Here is a 23,169-nt window from a genome sequence, read left to right on the forward strand (position 1 = left end):
TCGGTAACCATATGGCCGCATTCGGTCCTATCTTCCGCGTCAATTCCGACGCCCGGCCGAAACCCCCGAACACTTGATTCGCACCCTGCCAGGTCTCCAGAATGGTCGTCATGAATGCGACGCCCGCGGAGTCGGAGGAAGCGACCGCCGAGGAGGCGAGGCTGGACGCGGCCTTGGGCGCGGAGGTACGCGCGATGCGGGCGCGCCGCGGCTGGAGCCAAGAGGCGCTGGCCGATCGAACCGGCTACAACAAGAAGACCATCACCCGGCTCGAGCGCGGCGAGCGGGCGATGACCATGGCCCAGATGTACAAGATCTGCAAAGCGTTCGGTATCCGGCCGAGCGAACTAGTCGGCGCCGCGGAGAAAGAAATCGGCATCCAGTAACGGCAGCGGGTCGACCCCACGCCGATGGGCCTCGACGACGAACGACGAGACCGTCGTCGTGGTGAGGTCACCGGCCAGGTAATCGGCCATCGCCACGGCCGGACGATCCGGAGCTTCGTTGCCCATGAGCGTTTCCAGTTCTGACCGATCCACGCTCGCGAGGTGTTCCCGCATCCCCCGCGCAGCCCGACAGTTCCTTACTCCACACCCTCGACGAGGGTCGGCACGGTGAAGCTGGGCGAATTCGCCGTAACGGATCAGCCGTGCCGGCGTCTGCGACGCGGGCACTCACCGTTACCGGAGCCGACCCGAGCCCCCGAACCTTCTTCCCCCGGAACAAGCTCGAAACCCATGCCGACACCTTCCCGCTGCCCGACCCTCGCTCCCGGACCCGTCACCGGGGCCTGAGGCCGAGTGTAATTATTCTGGCGCTCTCCGCCTAGGCCCGGATGGAATGAAAGTCAACGCGATTCGGCATCACACCATGGCGAGCCCGTGAAAGCGCAGGGCCGCAGGAAATATCGTTCACCCGCCGTCTCACCCGAGCCTTCACCTCCGGCCGGCTCAGCCCACGTAGCGGCGGGCCGGGGAACGACGTTGGGACTCTTCCAGAAGCACCAGGCCCGCCTCGATATGCGGGGGCACGACCTTCCTCTCGCGCAGCACCCAGGGCAGCCCGCGCACCGCTTCCAGTACAGCCCGGGCCGTCACCGCGTCGGCCGGGGCGGACCGGAGCACCACCGCGGTCCGGCGAGCGGCGCTGCGCACCGGACGACGCAACCACAACGTCCACAAGGTATTCCGGATACCGAGGCCGCGCCGACGTGTCGCATCCCGTATCCGTGAAGGCGCGTGATGGATCACCATGTCCTCTATCCAGCACATCCACCAGCCGCGCGCGGCGAGATCGAGGGCGAGGAGTTCCTCTTCCCCGCCGAACCACAGACGGGGAGAGAAACCGCCGGCCTCCCGGAACGCGCGCACCCGGAACACGGACAGTGCCGCCATCACACCGAGCAGCGCCGGGCCCGGTAACCATTCGGGTCCGGGCACCGGCGACCAACGCAACTCCGGGGTGATCGGATCCTCGTGCAGATCGGGGGCGACCAGGCATCGTCCGGTGACCGCACCCAGGCCGGGATACCGGTCCAGGAGATCGGCGGCGCGGGCCGAAGCGCCCGGCTGCCACCGCGTATCGTCGTCGCAGAACGCGACATAGGGCGTGCGCACTCGCTCGACCGCGATATTACGCGCCACCGCGCCCAGGTTTTCCGGCGCGCGGATGAGTTCCACGGCGGGGAAGGCCGCCGCGACCGCGTCGGCTGTACCGTCGGCGGAAGCGTTGTCGACCAGGATGATCCGCGCGACGTCCGGGAGTTTCGTCATATGCGCCAGTGTTTCCAGGAGCTGGTCGCGGCGATCGCGGGTGATGACGACGACGGTGACACGCTCCGTGGCCATCCGGTCATCTCCTTCCGTCGGCGAGTTCGAGAATCCTGGCCCGGCGCTCCACCTCCGGCGGCAACCGCCGCCGCTGCGCCACTGCCCACGGCAGACGACGGAGCACTCCCGCCACCACCGGCACCGTGCCCGGCTCGCGCGCCGCGCGGCCCAGCAACTCCGCGGTTTCGGCGACACAGCGGCGCAGGGGGCGGCGCATCCAGGTGATCAATGCGTTGTTCCGCTGTTCGACTCGTCTGCGCCAGTCCGGAGACGGGCGATGCGCCGAGGGGTGGTGGTGGGCCCGCACATCCGCCAGATAGCAGAGTTGCCAGCCACGGGCCGCCAGATCGAGCGCGAGCAATCGTTCTTCGGCACCGAAATGCAGGAGCGGGCTGAAACCGGCGACCTGCAGATACGCCTCTCTTCTGACGATCGAGGCACAGGCGAGGAAGCCGAGGACCGAGGGGCCGGGCAGTTCCGCGGTACGCCCCAGGGGACTGTCCGCCATCAGCGCGTTGACCGGGTCGTCACGGTTGCCGGCCCCGACCAGCGTGCGACCCGCTATCAGACCGAGCCGCGGACAGGAGTCGAATCTCTGCTCGGCGGTGACGAGCGCATCACCGGCCCACCACGAATCGTCGTCGCTGAACGCGATATACGGAGTCCGGGCGAGTACGACACCGATATTGCGCGCCGCCGCACCCAGATTGCGGCGCAGCCGGATGACCAGCACATCCGGAAACGCTTCCGCCGCACGGGCGGTATCGTCGTCGGAGGCGTTGTCCAGCACCACGATCGGTGGTCGCGGACGTAATGCGCGTAGCTCGGTCAACGTGCGGGTCAGCTCGCGAGAGCGGTTCCTCGTCGCGATCACGACCGTGGTCTTCGGCTCGCCGGGGAACGTGTTCATACCGGCCGTCCCGTGAGCAGTTCGCCGAGCAGTTCCCCGGTGGCGGAGTCGCCGCCGGGAAATCCGGGGCGGCGTGCGTATTCACGCCCGGCGGGCGACAGACACCAGTGCCACCAGCTGTCCAGCGCGCCCGGCTCGACGGCCCGGTCGGCGGAGAGGAGTGCGGGCCAGCCCAGCGCACCCGCCTGCGCGGTGACCTTCCCACCGCCCGCGATGGGATCCACCGCCAGAACCGGGACCCCGGCACGCAGCGCGAACACCAGACCGTGCAGCCGAGTCGAGACCACCGCGTCGAGGCGGGAGAACACCGAGGCGAGCTGATCGGGTGTGCCGCACCGGCGCCAATCGTCGGACGCCAGCCGGATATCGAGCGGTAACCGCGCACAGTCGAGGCCGCCCAGCCAGCGCGCCACTGCCGCGTGTACCGTTCGATGACGCCGCGCCGCCCCGTACTCGGGCTGCCCCGGGGCGAACACCACGCCCACCACGGGAACGGTGCTCGTGGGGGCCGCGGCGGATATGTCCGGGCGCGCCGTGGTCGGATCATCGCGCGCGATCACCCGGTGGAAGCCGGTCACCGCCGTATCCGCGGGATCGAGAACCGAGACCCCCACCGCGATACGGCGGCAGTGGGCGTACCGCTCGTGCAGTGACCGCACCTGTTCCCCGTGAACCGGTCCGCATACGAAGACGAGGTGCGTGTAACGGCGCGCGTCGGCCTCGTCCAGATGTAACGCCGCGGGCCGGAAAACCGGGCTCCACGCCGTATCGTGGGGTATCACCGCAGCCGTGAGAGCGCCGCTCACCCGGCGCATGCTCAGTACATCTCCCGCCGTCGCCTCGCCGTGCAGGAAACTGGACCACCCGGTCACGAGTACGCGCATGCCCCGTGCCTACCCGGTGCTCAGCGCACCAATCCGCGATATCGCGGCTACCTTCGCCCGGCAGCCGCACAGGTCCGGTGCGGCTCCGGCCGCGATACGCGATATCCACCGGAACGCGACCGGACGGCAGACAGGTTTGAGCCGGCCGGAACCGGCAAGAGCTACCGGCATGGGCGATACGGCGAACCGGCTCGGGGTGCTGCTCTGGCACGTCCACGGCTCGTGGACGACCTCGTTCGTACAAGGCCCGCACCGTTATATCCTCCCGGTGGTACCGGGCGGTGGGCCCTGGGGGCGGGGCCGATGCGGCCGCGACTGGCCGTCCGCCGAGGACGTGCCCGCCGGCGAACTCCGGGACACCGAACCCGATGTGGTCGTACTCCAGCGTCCGGAGGAGATCGGCCTCACCGAGGAATGGCTGGGCCGGCGTCCGGGCCGCGGTATTCCGGCGGTCTACGTCGAGCACAACACGCCGCGCGCCGGGGCGGCCACCACCAGGCATCCACTGGCCGATCACACCGATATCCCGATCGTGCACGTCACCCATTTCAACGATCTGATGTGGGACAACGGCCGGGCGGCGACCCGGGTCGTACCCCACGGCATCGTGGACCCCGGCTCGCTCTACACCGGAGAGCTGCCGCACGGTGTCGCGTTGATCAACGAGCCGCAGCGGCGCGGACGGATCACCGGCACCGACCTGCTTCCCGCCTTCGCGGCGACCGGGCCGGTCGATATCTACGGAATCGGAACGGCGGGGTTCACCGTCGACGTGCCCACCGCGTATCCCGTGCGCGGAATCGGTGACTTCCCCCAGGCCGTACTGCATGCCGATATGGCGCGCAGGCGGGTATATCTGCACACCGCTCGGTGGACCTCGCTCGGGCTGTCCCTGCTCGAAGCCATGCATCTGGCCATGCCGGTACTGGCCCTCGCGACCACCGAGGCCGTTCGCGCGGTACCGCCGGAGGCGGGTGCGATCTCGGCCGATATCGGGGTACTCACCGCGAAGTTCCGCGAGTTCTGCCACGAACCCGATCTGGCGGTACTCGCGGGTAAGACGGCGCGGCAGTTCGCCCTCGAACACTACGGCCTCGGCGCCTTCCTGCACCGGTGGAACTCCGTACTCGCCGAGATCACCGGGTAGGGGGCAGCGTGTCCACGCACTGGGAGCGCGCCCTGGTGACCGGCGGTGCCGGGTTCCTCGGATCGTATCTGTGTGAGCAGCTGCTGGACGCGGGCACAGCCGTGGTGGCACTCGACAATTTCGCCACCTCCACCCCGGACACCATCACCACGCTGCGGGACAGATCCGGATTCGACCTCGTACGGCACGACGTCACGGAGCCTTTTCCGCCGCTGGGCCGTTTCACGGTGGTCCTCCATCTCGCCTCCGCCGCATCCCCGCCGGACTATCTGCGCCTGCCGATCGAAACGCTGCGAGCCGGGTCGCTGGGCACCACATATGCCCTCGAGCTCGCCCAGCGCGACCGAGCCCGGTTCGTCCTCGCGTCGACGAGCGAGGTGTACGGCGACCCCGGAGTACATCCACAGCCCGAGAACTACTGGGGATACGTCAATCCGGTCGGCCCGCGCAGCGTCTACGACGAGGCGAAACGGTACGCCGAGGCGTTGACGACGGCCTATCGCAGGGAACGGGGCGTGAACACCGGGATCGCCCGGATCTTCAACACCTACGGACCCCGTATGCGTGCCGATGACGGCCGGATGGTGCCCACGTTCATCACCCAGGCACTGGCGGACGCGCCGCTGACCATAGCGGGTGACGGAGAGCAGACCCGCTCGCTCTGCTACGTCGAGGACACCGTGCGCGGCCTGCGGGCCCTGGCGGGTGCGGACCACCCCGGCCCGGTCAATATCGGCAACCCCCACGAACTCTCGGTACGCCGACTCGCCGAGGAGATCCGCGCCGCGATCGGGAGCCGGTCCACCATCGAGTACATCGCCGGTGCGGTCGACGATCCGCGACGCCGCTGCCCGGATATCTCCCTGGCCCGGCGCGCACTGGGCTGGCAGCCGACGGTCGGCAGAGCCGAGGGCCTGCGCCGCACGATCGACTGGTTCGCACAACGCCCGGCTCCGGTAACGAATCCGGACGCCCCGGTTTGGCGGTGATCTTCCCGGGTAGCGCGCAGAACGTCAGCGGGCGCAGCCCGTGCTCCGAGTGGAAGGCGGCCCGGTGCGCATTCTCGGTGTGAACGCGGTTTTCCACGACCCCGCCGCCGCGGTGATCGTGGACGGTGAAATCATCGCCGCCGCGGAAGAGGAACGATTCAGCCGCCGGAAGCACGGTAAGCGCCCGGTGCCGTTCTCCGCGTGGGAGATGCCCGAGCAGGCCGCCGCCTGGTGCCTGGACCGAGCGGGCATACGACCCGATCAGCTCGACGCGGTGGGCTACTCCTACGACCCCGCCCTGGTCGACCATTCGCTCGGCGGTCTCGACGAAGCCAGTGAGGAGATACGTACCGACTACGCCCGCCGGGCACCCGCTTTCCTCCGCGCCGCGCTCCCCGGCCTCGACCCGGCGATCGTACGTTTCGTCCGGCATCACGTGGCGCACGCGGCCTCGGCGGCGCTGGCGGCACCGTGGAAGGATTCGGCGGTGCTGGTGGCCGACGGCCGCGGCGAAAGCCACTCCTACCTCGCCGGTGAATACCGGGACGGCAAATTCGTCGAACTCGCCGCTCAGCGCCTGCCGCATTCCCTCGGCCTGATGTACGAAGATCTCACCCAGCATCTCGGATTCGCGCGATCCAGCGACGAATACAAGGTGATGGCCCTCGCGTCCTACGGCACACCGCGGTTCCTCGACCGGTTCCGGGAGCTCGTCCGCGTCGACGGTGACGGGGGCTTCCGCACCGACCCCGTGGACTGGGAGCGCTTCGCGCCCGCGCTCACCGGCGGTGCACCCGGCCCGGAACACGCCGACCTCGCCGCGACGGTGCAGCAGCGGCTCGAGGAGGTACTACTCGAACTGGTGTCCTGGCTCCATCGCCGGACCGGGCAGCCGAACCTCGCGCTCGCCGGTGGTATCGCGCTGAACTGCGTGGCCAACACCCGGCTGTACGCCGAGGGCCCCTTCGAACGGATATGGGTCCAGCCCGCCGCCGGGGACGCGGGCACCGCGCTGGGCGCCGCACTGCAGCTGGCCGCGGAGTTCGGTGAGCGGGCCGCCCCGATGCGCGGGACCGACCTCGGCCGTGAATGGACGGATGCGGAGTTGGAGGCCGTATTGCGTGCGGCCGGGGTCCGCTACACCGGACCGGCGGATGTCGCGGCCGAGGTGGCGGAGGCACTCGCGGCGGATCAGGTGGTCGCCTGGTTCCAGGGCCGGGCGGAATTCGGTCCGCGGGCGCTCGGGCACCGTTCGCTGCTCGCCCATCCCGGCCGGGTGGCGAATCTGGAACGGCTCAACGAAGTGAAGGGCAGGGAACAGTTCCGCCCGGTCGCGCCCATGGTGCTGGCCGACCGCGCGGCCGAGATATTCGGTCGCGGCCCGCTACCCAGCCCGTACATGCTGTTCGTTCATGATGTCGCCCCCGGGTGGCAGGCCAGGATCCCGGCGGTGACCCATGTGGACGGCACCGCCCGGGTGCAGACAGTGGATGCCGCGGACGATCCGTTACCGGCGCGGATGCTGGCGGAATTCGAACGGCGCACGGGTCTGCCCGTGGTGGTCAACACGAGCTTGAACACCGCCGGAAGGCCGATGGTCGATTCCCCGCGCGATGCGCTGGAATGTTTCGGTTCCGCCCCGATCGATCTACTGGCCCTGGGTCCCTATCTGGTGCGGCGCGCATGAACGGCCCCGGCGTGGACTACAGCGTCGTGATCCCGACCACCGGGCGGGACAGCCTCCGCCGGTTGCTCGAGGCGCTCGGTGCGGCCGTGGGCCCCGAGCCGCGGGAGATCATCGTGGTCGACGACCGACCCGGCGGCGGGGAGCTACCGCTGCCGGGCACTCCGCCGGGGGTGCGGGTCGTCCGCTCGGGTGGCCGTGGGCCGGCGGCGGCGCGGAATGTGGGGTGGCGGCAGGCCGCCGGCGCCTGGATCGCCTTCCTGGACGACGATGTGCTCACCGCACCGGATTGGCCCGCCCGGCTGGCCGAGGACCTGCGCGGGCTCGGGGAGAACACGGCGGCCTCCACGGCCCGTATCGAGGTTCCGTTACCAGCGCACCGCCGGCCGACCGACGCCGAACGCGGGACCGCCGGGCTGGCCACCGCGCGCTGGATCACGGCGGATATGGTCTATCGCCGCTCCGCGCTCGCCGCTGTCGGCGGGTTCGACGAACGCTTCCCACGGGCCTTTCGCGAGGACGCCGATCTGGCGATGCGGGTTCGCCTCGCCGGTTACACCATCACCCGCGGTGCGCGGATCACCGTCCACCCCGTCCGCGCCTCGGGGCCGCTGGCCAGTGTGCGCGCCCAGCGCGGGAATGCCGACAACGCGCTGATGCGGCGCAAGTACGGTGCGCACTGGCGGCGGCGTATCGGCGAATCCCACCGGCGTCTCCCCCGTCATGTGCTCACCACGGTGGCGGGCGTGGCGGCCGTGGCCCTCGGTGTGGCCGGGTGTCGGCGTTCCGCTCTCGGCTTCGCCGCGATATGGACCGTCCTGACCGGCGAATTCGCCGCGGCCCGTATCGTTCCCGGGCCCCGCACGCCCGCCGAGATCGCGCGGATGACAGTGACCAGCGTCCTCATCCCCCCGGCCGCGTGCTGGTATCGGTTGCGCGGCGAACTGCACCACCGCCACGTGCCTCGGCCCGCCGTATACGCACCGCTGTCCGCCCGGACCGAGTCGCCGGAGGCGGCCCGCCCGGATCGGTCCGCCACGGCGCGCGAGGAACTCCGAGCGGCCGGGGCCGGGGAGCCGGGAGGTGTGTCGTGATCGATAAGCGTTGCGCGGCTGCGCGTACCGCCCGGGAAATGAGCTCGTGGCCCTGAACGGGTCGGTTCTCGTACTCCGCGCGCTGGGACTCGGTGACCTGCTGACCGCGGTCCCCGCACTACGGGGTCTGCGCAACGCCTACCCCGACCATCGGCTCGTGCTCGCCGCACCGGTAGCGCTGCGCGAGCTCGTCGCGCTCGTCGACGCGGTCGACGAACTGCTGCCGACTCCGGGGCTCGGTGCGCTCGACCGGACGGACGAGTCGCCGAGACTAGCGGTGAACCTGCACGGCAAGGGACCGGAAAGCATTCGCGATCTGCTGGCGACGCATCCGGAAAGACTGCTGACCCACCGTCATCCGGAATTCCCGGATGTGCCCGGACCGGCGTGGCGCCGGGATGTGCACGAGGTGGACCGCTGGTGCCGGCTACTGGAGTACGCACGGATCCAGGCCGATCCCACGGCGCTGCGGCTCCCGGCCCCGCCGCGACCCACCCCGGCGCCGGACGCGATCGTCGTGCATCCCGGCGCCGCCTATCCCGCGCGGCGCTGGCCACCCGAACGTTTCGCGCGAGTGGCGCGCGCCCTCGCCGCCGACGGCCGGCGGGTGGTGATCACGGGTTCTCGCGCGGAGGTACCGCTGGCGAACGCGGTGGCCGACCGAGCCGGTCTACCCTCCGGGGCGGTGTATGCGGGACGTACCGATCCGGGTGAACTCGCCGCGCTGGTGGCCGGTGCGGCGCTGGTCGTCTGCGGCGATACCGGAGTCGGGCATCTCGCGACGGCCTTCGGTACGCCGTCGGTCCTGTTGTTCGGCCCCACACCACCACATATCTGGGGCCCACCCGCCACCGCGGAACACCATATAGCGCTGTGGACCGGGAAGATCGGTGATCCGCACGGTGACCACCCCGACCCCGGATTGCTCGAACTGCCGGCCGATCGGGTGCTCACCGCCGCGGCCGAAGTGATCGGGAAGCGAGGCCACCATGGGTAATCGCGTCGGTGTGATCGGTGCCGGGTATGTGGGACTCACCAGTGCCGCGTGCCTGGCCCACCTCGGCCATCACGTGATCTGTCTGGACAACGACGAAGCGAAGATCGCGCAACTCCGCACGGGTACGGTGCCGATCGTCGAACCGGGCCTGCCCGAACTGGTCCGCGAAGGGCTGGCGGAGGACAGGCTCGTATTCACCTCCGACCCGGGGGCCTTGGGGGAGGCCGAAATGGTGCTGCTGTGCCTTCCCACGCCCATGGGCAACGGCGGTGGCGCCGATCTCGGGGTCCTCGACGACGCGCTCGAGGCATTGGGGGCGGTACTGCCGCCGGATTGCACGCTCGTCACCAAATCCACTGTGCCGGTGGGAACGGCGGCACGGATCGCCGCCCTGTCCGGTCGCACCGGGGCGGCCGTCGTCAGCAATCCCGAGTTCCTCCGTGAAGGCCACGCGGTTCACGACTTCCTCCGGCCCGATCGCATTCTCATCGGCACCGCCGGCCGGGATCCGGCGTCCGCCGACCGGGTCGCACAGCTGTACGCGGATACGGGCGCCACGGTACTGCGCTCCGATTCCGCCAGCGCGGAACTCGCGAAGTACGCGAGTAACGCATTTCTCGCGGTGAAGCTCTCGTTCGTGAACACATTGGCCGAATTGTGCGAGCGGGTCGGTGCCGATATCACGAAAGTCACCGAGGCGATGGGGATGGACGACCGGATCGGCCCGCATTTCCTCGCCCCCGGGCCCGGGTGGGGCGGCTCGTGCCTGCCCAAGGACACTCTGGCGCTGCTGCGGACCGCGCAGGAATCGGGTGTGGATTTCGCGATGGTCCGGGACGCGGTACGAGCCAACGAGCGTCAGCATGCCATGGTGTTGCGCAAGATCCGTTGCGCGGTCACCGGTTCGGCCGCCGGTTCCCTGGCGGGCTCCCGGATCGGCGTGCTCGGTCTCGCGTTCAAGGCCGGGACCGGGGATCTGCGAGACTCCCCCGCTGTCGCGATCGCCCGGCAGCTCTGCCGCCACGGTGCCACGGTCACCGCCTATGATCCGTGCGTGCCCGAGGGCACGCCGGGCCTCGAGCCCATCCGGGTGGTCGACGAGCCGTATCCGGTCGCGCGGGACGCTGCCGCGATCGTGCTCCTCACCGAATGGCCCGAGTTCCGCGCGCTCGATTGGGGGCGGCTCGGCACCGATGCCGAGCGGGCGGTGGTCGTGGACACCCGCAACCTGCTCGACGAGCATCTGCTGAGCGGCACCGGTTTCGACCGGATCGGCCTCGGCGGCACCGGGTCGTACCGCGATGGGCCGCGTTGAGCGGTATGCGCGAGCGGCCGGTGCTGTACTTGCACCCACCCGAGTGATAGTCATACGACATGACAACTCCGGGTGATTTCGAATTCGAAGAGGTCTACCGCGGGACAAGCGGTCCGTTCGGGCCGGGTGTCCCCCCACCGTGGAGTATCGGCGAGCCCCAGCCCGAACTCGCCGCGCTGATCGAACAGGGCGCGTTCCACGGCGATATCCTCGACGCCGGTTGTGGGGAGGCCGCGCTCTCGCTGTATCTGGCCGAACGGGGATACACCACCGTGGGACTGGACCTCGCGCCGACCGCGATCGAACGAGCCCGGGAAGAAGCCGCCCGGCGCGGCCTGACCAACGCTTCGTTCGAAGTCGCCGATATCACCTCCTTCACCGGATACGACGGACGGTTCGGCACGATCGTCGACAGCACGCTGTTCCATTCGATTCCGGTCGAGTCGAGGCCAGGTTATCTGCGATCGATCGCGCGGGCGGCGGCACCGGGGGCCTCGTATTTCGCACTCGTTTTCGACCGGGCAGCCATACCCGCGGCGACCGGCCCGGGGCCGGCGCCCGTCACCGCGGACGAACTCCGGGATGTGGTGTCGAAGTACTGGGTGGTCGACGAGATCAGGCAGGCGCGGATCCACGGCAATCTACCGACGGAGCCGGAGCGACTCGCGGGCAGTCCGAATTTCCGTTTCGAGGGTGTGCGAGACGAACCCGGCGGCCGGAAATCGGTACCGGCCTGGCTGCTCTCGGCGCACCTGGGCTGATCCGGGACGGCCGTGGAAGGCCTCGACCGTCCCCACGCGACCAGCGGGTTTACCCGGCCGAGCGCCGGGTAGTCGGCCCGGGCCGACCGGTACAACCGAGAGGGAGGCGCTCTTCGCCCCGTGCGGGAACCGGCCGCGCAAGCGGCGGGAACCGTGGTGGTCTCGTACCTCAGTTCCGCACCAGGGTGATCGGCAGGCCGTCCTTGGGGAACGGCAGGGAGTGGTAGTCCATCGGGGGCACATAGCCCGGGTCGACACTCCAGTGGTATTCGCGCAGCAACCTGTGCATGATCGCCTTGATCTCGAGCCCGCCGAAGTACAGTCCGATACATTTGTGCACGCCACCGCCGAACGGCTCCCAGGCGAACCGGTGTGACCGGTCCTCCCGGCGCTCGGGCCCGAAGCGCTCGGGGTCGAAGGCCGTCGGGTGGGTCCAGTAGTCCTCCATCAGGTGGGTGAACTGGATGCCCAGGATGACATCGGTGCCTTCGGGAATACGAACCCCCTGCACCACGGTGTCCTTGACCGCGTACCGGACCAGTACCGGAACCGGGGCCCGTAGCCGCAGCGCCTCGCGCATCACCAGGTCGATCGAGACCAGACCCTCCAGTTCGGCCATCGACGGCGCCGGACCGAGCGCGAGCGCCTCGTCCCGGCAACGCTGCTGCCACTCCGGATATTGCCCGAGGTACTGCAGGATCGTCGAGGTGGTGATGGTGGAGGTGTCGTGCGCCGCCATCATCAGGAAGATCATATGGTTCACCACATCGTCGTCGGTGAACCGCTCGCCGTCCTCGTTCTGCACATGGCAGAGCACCGAGAAGATGTCGTCGGTCTGCCGAGACCGCTTGGCCGGGAGGTAGTGGCGGAGGAAGTTCTCCAGCACCTTACGACCGCGATAGGCCCGGCCCCACCGGGTGAACGGCACATCGGCGCGGACAATCCCCGCGGCGGCCTGGACACAGGCGACGAACGCCCGGTTGACCCGGTCCATTTCGGCTCGGCTCGTATCCTGGGCGCCGCCCATGAACAGGTCCGCCGCGATATCGAGAGTGAGCTGTTTGAGCTTCCGGTAGGAAGGGAATTCCCTGCCTTCTTCCCAGCCGGCGACGCCCTGTTCGATGGCCGGGTGGAGCCGACGGGTGTAGGCCTCGAGCCGCGACCGGGTGAACGCCTCCTGCATGATCCGCCGGTGCCCGCGATGCTCCTCGAAATCGATGAGCATGAGACCACGATGGAAGAACGGTCCGACGAGCTGGGACCAAGCCGGCTCGTTGGCGAACGCCTTGTCCTTGTTCTGTAGCGCCTCGCCGCAGGCGTCGGGGCCGAGCAGCATCACCGCGGTTTTGCCGAGCACGCGGAACGGAGCCACCGGGCCGTAGCGTTCCCACCGGCGACGGCAGAGGTCCACCGGATCCCGGGCGTACTCGAAGACCTGCCCGAGCACGGGCAGGCCGCGGTCGTCACGGTGCTGGACCGGGATCGGGCGGGGGGTCGCTTCCCGCTTCCCGGCCGTTTCCTCGCGGGGTCCCAGGGCCTCGGCCGTCATGGCTCACCTCATATGTATGTGGTTTCGATCACGTTCAGCGTGATTCAGGAAGAGCATCCTGTCAACCTTGGTGCGCGAAATCCGTTGTGGCATGCTGGGGACCATGGCCGTGCAATCAGGGGTCTACCGGGGCGTCAGCGCCGCCGAACGTGCCACCGAGCGCCGGGCCCGGTTGCTCGAGGCCGGCCTCACGGTCTGGGCCGCCCCGGAAACACGGACCACGATGACCGCGGTCTGCGCCGCGGCGGGTCTCAGCGAGCGCTACTTCTACGAGAGTTTCTCCGGGCTGGACGCCCTGCTCGAGGCGGTGATGAACGGAATCGCGGCCGAGATCGAGGAAACCAGCAGGCACGCCGCCGACAATGCCGGTGACGATCCGGAGGCCCGAGCACACGCCTCCATTCGCGCGTTCGTCCAACTCCTGCTCGACGACCCCCGGAAAGCGCGTGTGGCCATCGTGGAATCCGTCGCCATACCGAAGTTGCGGCAGCGCCGTACCGAACTCCTGCGCCACCTCGCGCATCAGTCCGCACTCGAAGCACGCGAATCGCTCGGCCCCCGCGGCCGGAGCGAAACCGCGGACGAAACCGCGGGGCTGCTCTTCGTCGGCGGTATGGCCGAACTCGTCACCGCATGGCTGGACGGCTCCCTGGAATCCTCCGCCGACGAGATCGTCGAGGCGGCCTCCCGCGCACTTCTCGGCCTCTACCGCTGACCCGCACCCCGGCAACCGGCCCGATCCGTTTACTACGAAACGTCGTAGGTAGTACTCTCTCGGTATGAACTCCGATGCGGCCGTTGCCCTGCGCGGCGTATCGGTAGGGGCGCTGTCGGCGCTGACAACAGTAACGGCGCACCATCTGGGCGGCGCCGCGGTGCCGTCCGAAGCCGCCGGTCTCCTTCTGCTCCTGGTCTGTTCGTCGGTCGGGTACGTGGCCACCACGCTCCGCGCCCAGCGCTTCACCCGAACCGCGTTGATGGGCTGCCTCGCCGCCGCCCAGGCCCTCGGCCATCTGGCTCTGACCGTGGCCGGACCACATCGGCACGGTCCGCTCCTCGACGAACGCATGGCCGGCGCGCATCTTCTCGCGGTCATCGCCGGTGCCTGCCTCGTATACGGCGCCGAGCGTGGCCTCCGCTGGGCGGTATCCACTCTGCGGTGGGTGTTGCCCGGCGCGGTGATCCTGGTCGCCGGCCCCGATACGACGGTCGCGCCGCGGCCGGCGTACCGCCGCTCGCTCTCGGAACGACTGCTGGACCTGTCCGGAACCGGAACCCGCGGACCGCCCGTTCCGCTCTGACACCCCACACCCACCGGCCGGCCGCGGTATTCGAGCCGCGATCCGGATTCCGTCAGTGGATCCTCGCCCACCGCCACGGCAGCGTGGCGGTGGCACACCTGCCCGCAGGAGCGCCCCGGAGTCACAGCGCAACAGCTCTGCCCCGCGGATGCCGCACGTCCGGCTGCGCCGGCGTCGCCCGCTCGGCATATCCGCGCAGTGCTCGTGATACGCGCTCTCCACCATGTCTTCCCGATTCGAAAGTGGAAAACCGTGCGAACCATTTCCCGTCGCGCCGCGCTCGCCGTGGCGTTCTCCACCGCCGCCCTCCTGGCAAGCGGTTGCACCCAGGCCCCCGATGAGACTCCGGCACGTCAAGCCGACTCGGTGGTGATCCGTGAACAGTGGGTCAAGGCGGTGGACTCCGGAATGACCGCGGCCTTCGCGGAACTCCAGAACTCCGGGGACACCGATATCCGCGTGGTAGGCGCCTCCTCCCCCGCGTCGAACCGAGTGGAACTCCACGAGATAGCCGCGGGGAACGGCGGCTCGGCGATCATGCGGCCGAAGGCGGGCGGTTTCGCGATCCCCGCCGCAAGCACCTATGTCCTCGCGGCCGGAGGCGACCATATGATGCTCATGGATGTCACCGCACCGCTCACCCCCGGTTCGGATACCTCGATCACGCTGGAGTTCGAGGACGGCTCGAGCACCACCTTCACCGCACAGGTCCGCGATTTCCGCGGAGCGCAGGAAAACTACGAGCCGGGCGGCGCCCACACCGGGCCGGCCGCCCCCGCGACCCCCGCGCACGGTGGCTGATCCGGCGCGGAACCGGTCGTCGTTGAGCCGGCGGCGGCTGCTCGGCAGCAGCGCCGCCGCGCTCGGCGCGGTCGGCGCGGGGGCCGCCGCCGTACGGTTCGGCGGCGACGCGGGTGCCACGGTCACCGGTGCCGAAACCGTCGCCTGGGACGGCGTACACCAAGCGGGTATCGCCACCCCACCCCAGGCGCATGCGATGATCGTCGGTCTCGACCTGCTCCCCCGGACCGGGCGTACCGAACTGATCGGCATCATGAAGGTGTGGACGGAGGACATCTCCCGGCTCACCCGCGGACAGCCGGCACTCGCCGATACCGAACCCGAACTCGCCGCGGCCCCTTCCCGGCTGACGGTCACCGTCGGGTACGGACCCGGCGTCTTCACCGCGGTCGGCAGACCGGACCGGGCCCCCTCGTGGCTGATACCGCTGCCCGCCTTCGGTATCGATCGGCTCGATCCCGCCTTCACCGGAGGTGATCTGGCACTCCAGGTGTGCTCCGACGATCCGGTCACCGTCGCGCACACCGTGCGCGTGCTGGTGAAAAATGTGCGCTCACTGGTCACCGTGCGCTGGGCACAGCGGGGTTTCCGCCGTTCCCGGGGCTCGGAATCCGCGGGAACCACGATGCGCAATCTGATGGGGCAGGTCGACGGCACCACCAATCTCGTACCCGGTACGGCCGATTTCGACGCCCTGGTCTGGGATGACGGCTCCGAACAACCGTGGCTGACGGGTGGTACATCGATGGTGGTGCGCCGTATCGCGATCGAACTGGACACCTGGGACGAACTCGACCGTCCCGGCCGCGAGGCCAGCGTGGGCCGCACCCTGGACACCGGGGCGCCGCTGACCGGCACCGCCGAAGCCGACGAACCCGATTTCACCGCGACCGATCGCAACGGCATACCGGTCATTCCGCCGGGTTCACATATCGCCCGCGCCCACCACACACATGCGGGAGAGCGGATATTCCGGCGGGTCTACAACTACGACGACCCGCCGGCCGCCGGCGCCCTGTCGAACTCGGGTCTGTTGTTCGTGTCCTATCAACGCGATATCGCCCGTCAGTTCCTGCCGATCCAGCGGCGACTGGACGAGTTCGACGCCCTCAACGAATGGACCACACCCATCGGCTCCGCTGTTTTCGCCGTCCCGCCGGGCATCGGCTCGGGCAGTTACCTGGGTGAAGGGCTACTCGGTTGAGACGCTGAGCGGCCGACGGCGCGGCTGGGGAGCGGGGCCGCGACCCGGCACTGGTGTCGGTGGCCATGAGCGAGGAATGCGTGTTCTGCGGCATCGTGGCCGGCGACGTACCGAATGTGAAAGGGGCAGAAGACGAGACGACCTACGCCTTCATGGATATCAATCCTGCCTCGGACGGTCATCTGCTGGTCGTGCCCAAACGACACAGCAGGGACCTGTTCGAGATCCCGGACGCCGACCTGACCGCGGTCACCCTGGCCGCTCGGCGGATCGCCGAGGCGACGGTCGAGGAGTTCGGCGCGGACAGGGTGAACCTGCTCAATTGCTGCGGCGCCGCCGCATGGCAGACGGTGTTCCACTTCTATCTGCACGTGGTGCCCCGGTACGTCGACAAAACCAAGGACCGGCTGGTACTGCCCTGGCGACCGGGCACGCCGGGCGACCCGGACACGCTCGCTGCCCTGGGTGGCCGGCTCTCCGCCACCCTGGAGCGATTCGACGGTCGCCCCGCCGCGTCGGCGACGGAACCGCGGCGAAGAGCGTTCCCCGATCGTCGGCTCCCCGAGCCCAGGATGCGACGACCGGAAGCGCCAGACCGTCCCGGTAGAAGGCGACCGTAGCCTCGTAGTCCGAGGTGAAATAGGCGAAACGAAACGTACCTTCTCGCACGCGGACGCTCCTTCATCCCAGTGGACATCTCGAACGCGACCCTCGACGCCGGCGATCATAGCCGAGTATGCGGGAGCGACCTGGACGGAATGCGATGCCGCCGGGACCAGCCGTCCGGAACCACCGGAAGACCAGGGATCGAAGGGGACGGGATCCGCGTGATGGCATTGCCAAATTAAGTTTGTAATGCAAACCTGTTTGTATGACAGACCGTAAGGGCCCCTCCGCGGAAGCCGCCCGGCAAACGCTCTCGACCACCCAGCACCTCACTCGCCGCGTACGCCTCGCGCAGCGCAGTACCTGGTTCCCTCTCGCGCTACTGGGCCTGGTGGTCCTCGCGGCGGCGCCCTTCTACCGCATGGGGCGCCATGCCGTCACCTGCGATCCGGCCCTGGGCGCCCGCGGCGGCGTGCAGATCATTCACCGCGGGAGCTGTGTCCAAGTCGTGAGCTGGCCGGCCGGGGTCTACTGGATGGTCGCCTTCGTCCTGGCCTACACCGCGATCGCCGCTTTCTACCTGCACCGGGCCCGCAGCCGAGGGGTCGGCGTTCGGATCCTGCCGTATGTGGGCTCCGGAATCGGCGCCGGACTGGTTTTCGGTAGTGCCGCGGCGTGGTCCCATCAACTCGACCTGGCGGGCCGTTTTCCCTCGGGCCCGGTCGCTATCGGTATGGTTCCACTGGTGTCCATCGGTCTGACATTGTTCGTACTGGCACGTCTGGAACGGAACCGGGCGCTGCTGGTGTTCACCGTCGGCTATTCGGTTGTCGCTCTTCTGGTATGCGGGATCGGCACGCGGAAGCCGATCCTGGACGTCGATGCCGGCCTCGGTCCGATGTGGGGATTCCTGCCCGGCCTGGTTCTGACCGGCGGTGCGCTGTTGCTCGGCGGTATCGGTTTCGCGCTGGCGCAACAGCGTGGGTTATGACCCACCCGGCAAACGGACTCGACGACGTGGTTCACCAGCGCGTCCGACTCGGCATCCTCACCATCGCCCACGAGGCCCGCCGCGTAGAGTTCAGCTTCCTGCGGACCACGCTGGACCTGACCACCGGCAATCTCTCCCAGCACCTGACCGTGCTGGAAAAAGCGGGCCTGGTGCGGATCGAAAAGGGCTACGAGGGCAGACGAGGCCGCACCTGGATCCACCTGACTCCAGCCGGCAAGACGGCATTACGTGACGAGATCGCCCACCTGAAGCGGATCATCGACCACGTCGAGCATGCCGCCACAGCGCACCCGTCTCCTGATCCCGCGTGACCGGAGAGAAACCCTGTCGCATACCCCGGCCGAAACGATCCCCGCCACATTCGAAACGGTCACCCACCTGGTGACCGAGGCCGCCGCCCCACCCGAGCGCGAAGTAGATCAGCAGTGGCACCGCGATCCGCGCGACATCGAGTGGTCGGCCGGTGATCTGCTCGCCTCGTCTGTCAGGCGGAGACGGGGGTCCACTGTTCGGCCGGGGGCAAGCCGGGCAGCGGTTGCCCGATCAGAGCCAGCGGGACGAAGAAGTTCACCTGACCGATGGCCAGGGCGAGGGTGGCCAGGGCCTTGTCGCCGTAGTGCCGGGCGGCCTGGGCGTAGATATCCTCGGGTACCCGCTCACCGTGGGGTGCCGGCTGCAGGACAGCTTCGACCAGGGCCAGCGCGGCGCGTTCGGGCTCGGTGAAGTAGGGGGCGTCGCGCCAGGTCGCGACCGCGGCGATGCGTTCTTCGGATTCCCCGGCGGTGCGCAGGTTGCCTGTGTGCAGGATGGCGAGATAAGTGCTGCCGACGATCTGGCCGGCGCGCAGCTGGACCAGGCCGATCGTGGTCCGCGGGATCGCCCCGTTACCGGTGGCCTTGAACAGCGCCGCCCCGATCTCGCCGAGCTCGGGGACGAGCTGCTGGGGGTTGGGCAGCCGGGAGCCGTTGCGCTGCTGGGTGGTGTTCGTGTTCATCGTTGTTCCTTCTCTGTTGTGGTGATTCCGTTGTGGGTCAGGCGGGCCGGGGCCGGTGTCCGGCGGTGCCGAGTGCGCGCAGGGCGGCAGCGATGGAGGTGCCCCGGGGCAGCCAGGCGCGGGCGGCGAAGGTGCAGGCGGCGAAGGCCAGCGGCATGGCCCATTTGTCGGGGCCGTCGCCGGCGGCCAGGTGTGAGGTAGCGGCGCCGCCGTAGACGAAGACCAGTCCGGCGTAGGCCCATTCCTTGGTCCGCGGGTGGCCGGGGGTGAGAATCGCGGCGAGGGCGGCGGTTTTGGCGACTCCGAGCATGGTGGCGAAGTACATGGGGTAGCCGAGGTGGTCGAAAGAGTCTCGGACGTAGGAGATGCGGGCCAGGTCCCAGTAGGCGCCGACCGCGGTTTCGGCGAGCACGGCGGCCACGGGAACCCAGCGGGCCAGTTTCAGGCCGCGGGAGATCATTGAGGTGGTGCGGGCGGACATGGTGGTGTTGCTCCTGAAAGTGAGAGGGGTGGTCGCTGAAGGTCAGGCGGCCGAGGCGATATCGGTGCCGGTCGCGGCGCGGTGCACGGCGGCGGCCAGCCGGGCGTTCTCCGGGGCGTTGAACGCGAATGCGGCGCGGCGGCGGGTGTAGCCGTAGGCCAGGCCGCTGTGCGGGTCGGCGAATCCGTCCGATCCGGCGGAGCCGGTGTGCCCGAAGGAGTGGGCGCCGAGGAACGGATACAGCAGGCTCTTGGCCTCGAAACCCAGCGTGTAGGGCGCCTGCGCGCCGCGGACCAGGTCCGCACCGCTGGAATGGATGGCGGAGATGGTGGCGATGGTGTCCAGGGACAGCAGCGGTTCCCGGCCGTCGAGGCCGGTGGTGGCCGCCGCGTACATGGCTGCCACGCCGTTCGCGCTGCCGACGCCGCCGGCCGAGCCCTGACCGTGACGGCGCAGGGCGGTGTCGTTCGGCAATGCCATGACGTCGGGGGCGGTGAAACCGCGGGCATTGAGGTTGTAGGAGATACCCGCAATGCTGTGCGGGGCCGGTGAGTTGGCGGCGAAGGCCGCTTCCATCTCCGGGGTGGCCCGCCATGGCAGGATCGGCAGGTATCGGTGGTCGAGTTCGGCGGGCAGACCCAGATAGACGTCCAGCCCGTAGGGTGCGCGGATCCGCTGCTCGAACAGTTCCTGGACGGTGCTGCCGGTCACCGCTCGCACCACCTCGCCGACGATGGCGTAGGTGACGAACCCGCCGTATCCGTGCACCGATCCCGGTTCGAAGAAAGGCCGCTGTCCGACCAGCCGTTCGGCGATGACCTGCTCATCGGCGAGTTCGGCGACAGTGAACCCACCGTCGACCCCGACGATCCCGGATCGGTGCACGAGCACGTCACGCACGGTGATGCGCTCTTTGCCCGCCGCGGCGAACCGTGGCCAGTAGTGGGCCACCGGCCGGTCGACATCGAGGGCACCGTCTTGGATCAGCAGCGCCACCGCCAGGCCCGCGGCGCCCTTGGTCGTGGAATGCAGACCGGTCAGCGAGGTGCCGGAAACCTCCCGGCCGGCCCACAGGTCCACCACTTTCCGGCCCCGGACGAACGCGGCCAGCTGGGCGCCTGATTCCCCGTCCTCCTCGGCGACGACGGCGGCGAACTCGGCACGCACCTCCTCGAACCCGGCGGCGACTGTGCCGTGTACTTCGATCGCATTCACAGTGTTGTTCCTCTCGATAGCGGCCGAGGTGGCTTCACACGGCGGCAGCGCCCGGCTCCGAAAGCCGCCGTGGTTCGTGTTCTGATGCACTGACGGACGGCGGCGAGAAAACGTGACCGAAACACGAGAAAAAGCAGGTAGAACCCCGGAAAACCGGCTCAGACACCATCGGGTGGTGCGCTTGCGGAGCTCTGGGCCGGCGGTCGATCCGGGGCAACGCGCGCGATGAATCGGCAAAGGGAAGAAACCGGCGAAACCTATAGGGTCACGTTTCCCACCGCCCATCCGTCATAGGTACGGGACGAGATCGAGGAGGACCCGTGCACGACGAGCAGTTCCTGGCCGAGGAATTCGAAGGACACCGCACCCACCTACGGGCGGTGGCCTACCGGATGCTCGGCTCGCTCACCGAAGCCGACGACGCGGTACAAGAAGCGTGGCTGCGCCTGGCCCGCACCGACACCACCGACGTCGGCAACCTCGGCGGCTGGCTGACCACCGTCGTCGGACGGGTCTGCCTGGACATGCTGCGCACTCGCAGAACCCGCAGCGAAGAACCACTGGAAACCGAGCACCTACCCGACCCGGTGATCACCAGTGAGTCCACTCCCGACCCGGAACACGAAGCACTGCTCGCCGACTCGGTAGGCCTCGCGCTACTGGTCGTGTTGGAATCGCTGAGCCCGGCCGAACGGCTCGCCTTCGTCCTGCACGATATGTTCGCCCTACCTTACGAACAGATCGCCCCCATCATCGACCGCACGCCGCAAACCGCCAAGAAACTCGCCAGCAGAGCCCGCCGCCGAGTCCAAGGGGCCGCCCCGGACCCGAATCCGGACCTGCTCCGGCAACGCCGCGTCGTCGACGCCTTCCTCACCGCCGCCCGCGGCGGCGACTTCGACGAACTGCTCCGCCTGCTCGACCCCGACGTGGTGCTGCGCGCCGACTCCGGCGCGGCGATGCGCGTAATCCGCGGCGCGGCCGCTGTCGCCGGCCGAGCCGAGACATTTCAGCGCATGGTCACCCTCTGCACCGTCCATCCCGCCCTCGTCAACGGCCACGCGGGACTGGTCAACACCGTCGACGACGCCCCCTTCTCCGTCATCGGTTTCACCGTCACCGGCGACCGCATCACCGCGATCGACATCCTTTCCGATCGCGACCGCCTCGCCCACCTCGACCTCACCGCCGTACTCGGATGAACGAGCCAGAACTCGAGCAGGCCGGCAGACGTTCGCAAAACGGAGCATTCCGGGCACCCGGCGGCCGGTGAACATCGACTACCGGCGATGAGGAGGGCGAGCGTCAGCCAGAGGTTGTCGTCGGAGGGCACGACTACTCACCACCACGATGCGCTGAACCCCAACCCGTGCGGGGTGTCCACGAATGGATGGTTGATGGACAAGCGATCCGAAAGAATCATCGCTGATCAACGATTACCCAGCCCATCGGTGTTCGGGAATGCACGCATTCCCGAACACCGCGAGAAAGGACCATCGCTGGTCGACGATCCTCAGCAGCAGGTAACCGGCCGATAAGGCCCGGTTCTCGAACACCGTACAGTCGGGCGGAGGTCCTGAGGTGCGCTGGTGCCGACCGGGGGTTCGGGCGAGGGGATGATGTCGCGGAACGGGCCCCTCTTCGGAGGGGCTCCATACTTCACCCGACGGTTCGGCACCGGGAGTCGGGAATATGGCCGAGGCCCGAACGCGGTCCTGACCTTCCTGCACCAGGGCGGTATCGGCCACGGCGACCCGTGACCCGCGGCGGACCACGGTGGTGCGCATCGCGAAGGGGGCGTGGAGCACCGGCCGCTATGCGGTCCAGCTCGCTCGTCTCGGCGGTCGCCGTGCGGTCAACGCGGACCCGGAGAACCTCCGGCAAGCGGGGCGGACTGCCGGTCGCTCGCAGCGGAGCGGGAGTTGCGACGCTCGTGACGATACCGCACGACCATCAGGTACAGCCCGGAGAGCATGAGCGCGACGAGCGGAAGCAGAGGCAGGTAGGAGACCCAGACGATGGGTTCCGGCAGCGCGAACGCGACAAAGGTCGCGACCACGGTCACCGTGAACACCGCGGCCGCGCCGCGGTGCAGGCGCGATACCCACGCCGGGGACGAACGGACCACTGATCCGGAGGTGCGCGCGGTCGAGAGATCCACCGGCCCGCCGCCGCGCCGGTTCACGATGTACGGCAGCGCGTACAGATAGAGGCCGGAGAACAGGAGTAGGGCCAGCGGGGGCAGTGGGAGGTACGACAACCACACCGGTGCCTGTAGCGCCAGGGCGACGAGGGTGGTGACGACAGTGGCCAGGAAGACCGCCCCCAGCGCCCGATGTGTCCGCCGCACCCGTTTGCTCCATTTCATTACGTCCTCCTCCGACAACGAATTCGTG

The 23,169-nt window shown here is 68.9% G+C and carries 24 protein-coding genes and 2 pseudogenes; 16 read left to right on the forward strand and 10 right to left on the reverse strand.

The features are described 5' to 3' along the window. Positions 1-110: 110 nt before the first annotated feature. Positions 111-386, forward strand: coding sequence for a helix-turn-helix domain-containing protein (locus ACYR7D_RS23265; protein WP_459546650.1), 276 nt, complete (start codon positions 111-113; stop codon positions 384-386). Here the strand turns inward: ACYR7D_RS23265 and ACYR7D_RS23270 are convergent. From ACYR7D_RS23270 to ACYR7D_RS23285, 4 genes are all read right to left on the reverse strand, one after another. Further along, positions 348-512: a hypothetical protein gene (locus ACYR7D_RS23270; protein ID WP_459546651.1), complete on the reverse strand. Its 165-nt coding sequence runs from the start codon at positions 510-512 to the stop codon at positions 348-350. The two genes, ACYR7D_RS23265 and ACYR7D_RS23270, sit on opposite strands and share 39 nt — an antisense overlap. A gap of 438 nt (positions 513-950) precedes the next feature. Next, positions 951-1,847, reverse strand: coding sequence for a glycosyltransferase family 2 protein (locus ACYR7D_RS23275; RefSeq protein ID WP_459546652.1), 897 nt, complete (start codon positions 1,845-1,847; stop codon positions 951-953). 4 nt (positions 1,848-1,851) lie between these two features. Continuing rightward, positions 1,852-2,739 (reverse strand): glycosyltransferase family 2 protein, encoded by an 888-nt coding sequence (locus ACYR7D_RS23280; RefSeq protein WP_459546653.1) that lies wholly within the window; start codon positions 2,737-2,739, stop codon positions 1,852-1,854. Further along, a complete protein-coding gene (locus tag ACYR7D_RS23285; protein WP_459546654.1) occupies positions 2,736-3,623 on the reverse strand; it encodes a polysaccharide pyruvyl transferase family protein in 888 nt (295 codons plus the stop codon). Before ACYR7D_RS23285 ends, ACYR7D_RS23280 begins: the two co-directional genes overlap by 4 nt. 169 nt (positions 3,624-3,792) lie before the next feature. Between ACYR7D_RS23285 and ACYR7D_RS23290 the strand changes: the two genes are divergently transcribed. The 7 genes from ACYR7D_RS23290 to ACYR7D_RS23320 all read left to right on the forward strand — a co-directional run bounded on the left by ACYR7D_RS23290 (position 3,793) and on the right by ACYR7D_RS23320 (position 11,610). Continuing rightward, complete coding sequence (locus ACYR7D_RS23290; RefSeq protein WP_459546655.1) at positions 3,793-4,770, forward strand: glycosyltransferase; 978 nt, start codon at positions 3,793-3,795, stop codon at positions 4,768-4,770. 8 nt (positions 4,771-4,778) lie between these two features. Continuing rightward, positions 4,779-5,759 carry an NAD-dependent epimerase/dehydratase family protein gene (locus tag ACYR7D_RS23295; protein WP_459546656.1) on the forward strand — a complete coding sequence of 327 codons (981 nt, stop codon included), beginning with the start codon at positions 4,779-4,781 and terminating at the stop codon, positions 5,757-5,759. Positions 5,760-5,823: 64 nt separating this feature from the next. Further along, the gene (locus tag ACYR7D_RS23300) at positions 5,824-7,446 is read left to right on the forward strand and encodes a carbamoyltransferase family protein (protein ID WP_459546657.1); all 1,623 of its coding nucleotides are present in this window, start codon (positions 5,824-5,826) and stop codon (positions 7,444-7,446) included. Then, the gene (locus tag ACYR7D_RS23305; RefSeq protein ID WP_459546658.1) at positions 7,443-8,537 is read left to right on the forward strand and encodes a glycosyltransferase family 2 protein; all 1,095 of its coding nucleotides are present in this window, start codon (positions 7,443-7,445) and stop codon (positions 8,535-8,537) included. Before ACYR7D_RS23300 ends, ACYR7D_RS23305 begins: the two co-directional genes overlap by 4 nt. Before the next feature lie 46 nt (positions 8,538-8,583). Beyond that, positions 8,584-9,534: a glycosyltransferase family 9 protein gene (locus ACYR7D_RS23310; RefSeq protein WP_459546659.1), complete on the forward strand. Its 951-nt coding sequence runs from the start codon at positions 8,584-8,586 to the stop codon at positions 9,532-9,534. After that, entirely contained in the window at positions 9,527-10,849 is a 1,323-nt protein-coding gene (locus tag ACYR7D_RS23315) for a UDP-glucose dehydrogenase family protein (protein ID WP_459546660.1), read from the forward strand. Before ACYR7D_RS23310 ends, ACYR7D_RS23315 begins: the two co-directional genes overlap by 8 nt. A gap of 59 nt (positions 10,850-10,908) precedes the next feature. Then, positions 10,909-11,610, forward strand: coding sequence for a class I SAM-dependent methyltransferase (locus ACYR7D_RS23320; protein WP_459546661.1), 702 nt, complete (start codon positions 10,909-10,911; stop codon positions 11,608-11,610). Positions 11,611-11,779: 169 nt separating this feature from the next. Here the strand turns inward: ACYR7D_RS23320 and ACYR7D_RS23325 are convergent, their stop codons facing one another. After that, the gene (locus ACYR7D_RS23325) at positions 11,780-13,159 is read right to left on the reverse strand and encodes a cytochrome P450 (RefSeq protein WP_459546662.1); all 1,380 of its coding nucleotides are present in this window, start codon (positions 13,157-13,159) and stop codon (positions 11,780-11,782) included. Between the two features lie 103 nt (positions 13,160-13,262). On the opposite strand from ACYR7D_RS23325, the gene ACYR7D_RS23330 reads away from it, so the two are divergent. The 7 genes and pseudogenes from ACYR7D_RS23330 (at position 13,263) to ACYR7D_RS23360 (ending at position 18,394) form a co-directional block, all read left to right on the forward strand. Beyond that, entirely contained in the window at positions 13,263-13,874 is a 612-nt protein-coding gene (locus ACYR7D_RS23330) for a TetR/AcrR family transcriptional regulator (protein ID WP_459546663.1), read from the forward strand. Between the two features lie 64 nt (positions 13,875-13,938). Next, complete coding sequence (locus tag ACYR7D_RS23335) at positions 13,939-14,460, forward strand: hypothetical protein (protein WP_459546664.1); 522 nt, start codon at positions 13,939-13,941, stop codon at positions 14,458-14,460. Positions 14,461-14,712: 252 nt separating this feature from the next. Further along, positions 14,713-15,261 (forward strand): copper chaperone PCu(A)C, encoded by a 549-nt coding sequence (locus ACYR7D_RS23340; RefSeq protein WP_459546665.1) that lies wholly within the window; start codon positions 14,713-14,715, stop codon positions 15,259-15,261. A gap of 22 nt (positions 15,262-15,283) precedes the next feature. Then, entirely contained in the window at positions 15,284-16,465 is a 1,182-nt protein-coding gene (locus tag ACYR7D_RS23345; protein WP_459546666.1) for a Dyp-type peroxidase, read from the forward strand. A 65-nt stretch (positions 16,466-16,530) separates the two neighbouring features. After that, positions 16,531-16,953: pseudogene (locus ACYR7D_RS23350) on the forward strand (HIT family protein); the annotation flags it as partial. A gap of 383 nt (positions 16,954-17,336) precedes the next feature. After that, positions 17,337-18,062 carry a hypothetical protein gene (locus tag ACYR7D_RS23355; RefSeq protein WP_459546667.1) on the forward strand — a complete coding sequence of 242 codons (726 nt, stop codon included), beginning with the start codon at positions 17,337-17,339 and terminating at the stop codon, positions 18,060-18,062. Beyond that, positions 18,059-18,394 carry a winged helix-turn-helix domain-containing protein gene (locus ACYR7D_RS23360; RefSeq protein ID WP_459546668.1) on the forward strand — a complete coding sequence of 112 codons (336 nt, stop codon included), beginning with the start codon at positions 18,059-18,061 and terminating at the stop codon, positions 18,392-18,394. Before ACYR7D_RS23355 ends, ACYR7D_RS23360 begins: the two co-directional genes overlap by 4 nt. A gap of 49 nt (positions 18,395-18,443) precedes the next feature. On the opposite strand, the pseudogene ACYR7D_RS23365 reads toward ACYR7D_RS23360, so the two are convergent. From ACYR7D_RS23365 to ACYR7D_RS23380, 4 genes and pseudogenes are all read right to left on the reverse strand, one after another. Continuing rightward, positions 18,444-18,563, reverse strand: a pseudogene (locus ACYR7D_RS23365) (ACR3 family arsenite efflux transporter); the annotation flags it as partial. Positions 18,564-18,567: 4 nt separating this feature from the next. After that, the gene (locus ACYR7D_RS23370; RefSeq protein WP_459546669.1) at positions 18,568-19,077 is read right to left on the reverse strand and encodes a carboxymuconolactone decarboxylase family protein; all 510 of its coding nucleotides are present in this window, start codon (positions 19,075-19,077) and stop codon (positions 18,568-18,570) included. Between the two features lie 37 nt (positions 19,078-19,114). Then, positions 19,115-19,558: a DoxX family protein gene (locus ACYR7D_RS23375; protein ID WP_459546670.1), complete on the reverse strand. Its 444-nt coding sequence runs from the start codon at positions 19,556-19,558 to the stop codon at positions 19,115-19,117. 42 nt (positions 19,559-19,600) lie between these two features. Next, on the reverse strand, positions 19,601-20,773 hold the full coding sequence (locus tag ACYR7D_RS23380; protein ID WP_459546671.1) for a serine hydrolase domain-containing protein: 1,173 nt from the start codon (positions 20,771-20,773) through the stop codon (positions 19,601-19,603). A gap of 320 nt (positions 20,774-21,093) precedes the next feature. Here ACYR7D_RS23380 and ACYR7D_RS23385 point away from each other — a divergent pair, with 320 nt between their 5' ends. Beyond that, complete coding sequence (locus tag ACYR7D_RS23385) at positions 21,094-21,975, forward strand: sigma-70 family RNA polymerase sigma factor (protein ID WP_459546672.1); 882 nt, start codon at positions 21,094-21,096, stop codon at positions 21,973-21,975. 653 nt (positions 21,976-22,628) lie between these two features. Here ACYR7D_RS23385 and ACYR7D_RS23390 read toward each other — a convergent pair. Further along, on the reverse strand, positions 22,629-23,141 hold the full coding sequence (locus ACYR7D_RS23390) for a hypothetical protein (protein ID WP_459546673.1): 513 nt from the start codon (positions 23,139-23,141) through the stop codon (positions 22,629-22,631). Positions 23,142-23,169 lie beyond the last annotated feature (28 nt).

This window comes from Nocardia sp. X0981 (assembly GCF_977089955.1).

Excerpts from the sequence above, each read along its gene's own strand:
- ACYR7D_RS23265 (WP_459546650.1), top strand. The coding sequence starts at position 111 with ATGAATGCGACGCCCGCGGAGTCGGAGGAAGCGACCGCCGAGGAGGCG.
- ACYR7D_RS23270 (WP_459546651.1), bottom strand. The coding sequence starts at position 512 with ATGGGCAACGAAGCTCCGGATCGTCCGGCCGTGGCGATGGCCGATTAC.
- ACYR7D_RS23275 (WP_459546652.1), bottom strand. The coding sequence starts at position 1,847 with ATGGCCACGGAGCGTGTCACCGTCGTCGTCATCACCCGCGATCGCCGC.
- ACYR7D_RS23280 (WP_459546653.1), bottom strand. The coding sequence starts at position 2,739 with ATGAACACGTTCCCCGGCGAGCCGAAGACCACGGTCGTGATCGCGACG.
- ACYR7D_RS23285 (WP_459546654.1), bottom strand. The coding sequence starts at position 3,623 with ATGCGCGTACTCGTGACCGGGTGGTCCAGTTTCCTGCACGGCGAGGCG.
- ACYR7D_RS23290 (WP_459546655.1), top strand. The coding sequence starts at position 3,793 with ATGGGCGATACGGCGAACCGGCTCGGGGTGCTGCTCTGGCACGTCCAC.
- ACYR7D_RS23305 (WP_459546658.1), top strand. The coding sequence starts at position 7,443 with ATGAACGGCCCCGGCGTGGACTACAGCGTCGTGATCCCGACCACCGGG.
- ACYR7D_RS23315 (WP_459546660.1), top strand. The coding sequence starts at position 9,527 with ATGGGTAATCGCGTCGGTGTGATCGGTGCCGGGTATGTGGGACTCACC.
- ACYR7D_RS23320 (WP_459546661.1), top strand. The coding sequence starts at position 10,909 with ATGACAACTCCGGGTGATTTCGAATTCGAAGAGGTCTACCGCGGGACA.
- ACYR7D_RS23325 (WP_459546662.1), bottom strand. The coding sequence starts at position 13,159 with ATGACGGCCGAGGCCCTGGGACCCCGCGAGGAAACGGCCGGGAAGCGG.
- ACYR7D_RS23330 (WP_459546663.1), top strand. The coding sequence starts at position 13,263 with ATGGCCGTGCAATCAGGGGTCTACCGGGGCGTCAGCGCCGCCGAACGT.
- ACYR7D_RS23335 (WP_459546664.1), top strand. The coding sequence starts at position 13,939 with ATGAACTCCGATGCGGCCGTTGCCCTGCGCGGCGTATCGGTAGGGGCG.
- ACYR7D_RS23355 (WP_459546667.1), top strand. The coding sequence starts at position 17,337 with ATGACAGACCGTAAGGGCCCCTCCGCGGAAGCCGCCCGGCAAACGCTC.
- ACYR7D_RS23360 (WP_459546668.1), top strand. The coding sequence starts at position 18,059 with ATGACCCACCCGGCAAACGGACTCGACGACGTGGTTCACCAGCGCGTC.
- ACYR7D_RS23370 (WP_459546669.1), bottom strand. The coding sequence starts at position 19,077 with ATGAACACGAACACCACCCAGCAGCGCAACGGCTCCCGGCTGCCCAAC.
- ACYR7D_RS23375 (WP_459546670.1), bottom strand. The coding sequence starts at position 19,558 with ATGTCCGCCCGCACCACCTCAATGATCTCCCGCGGCCTGAAACTGGCC.
- ACYR7D_RS23390 (WP_459546673.1), bottom strand. The coding sequence starts at position 23,141 with ATGAAATGGAGCAAACGGGTGCGGCGGACACATCGGGCGCTGGGGGCG.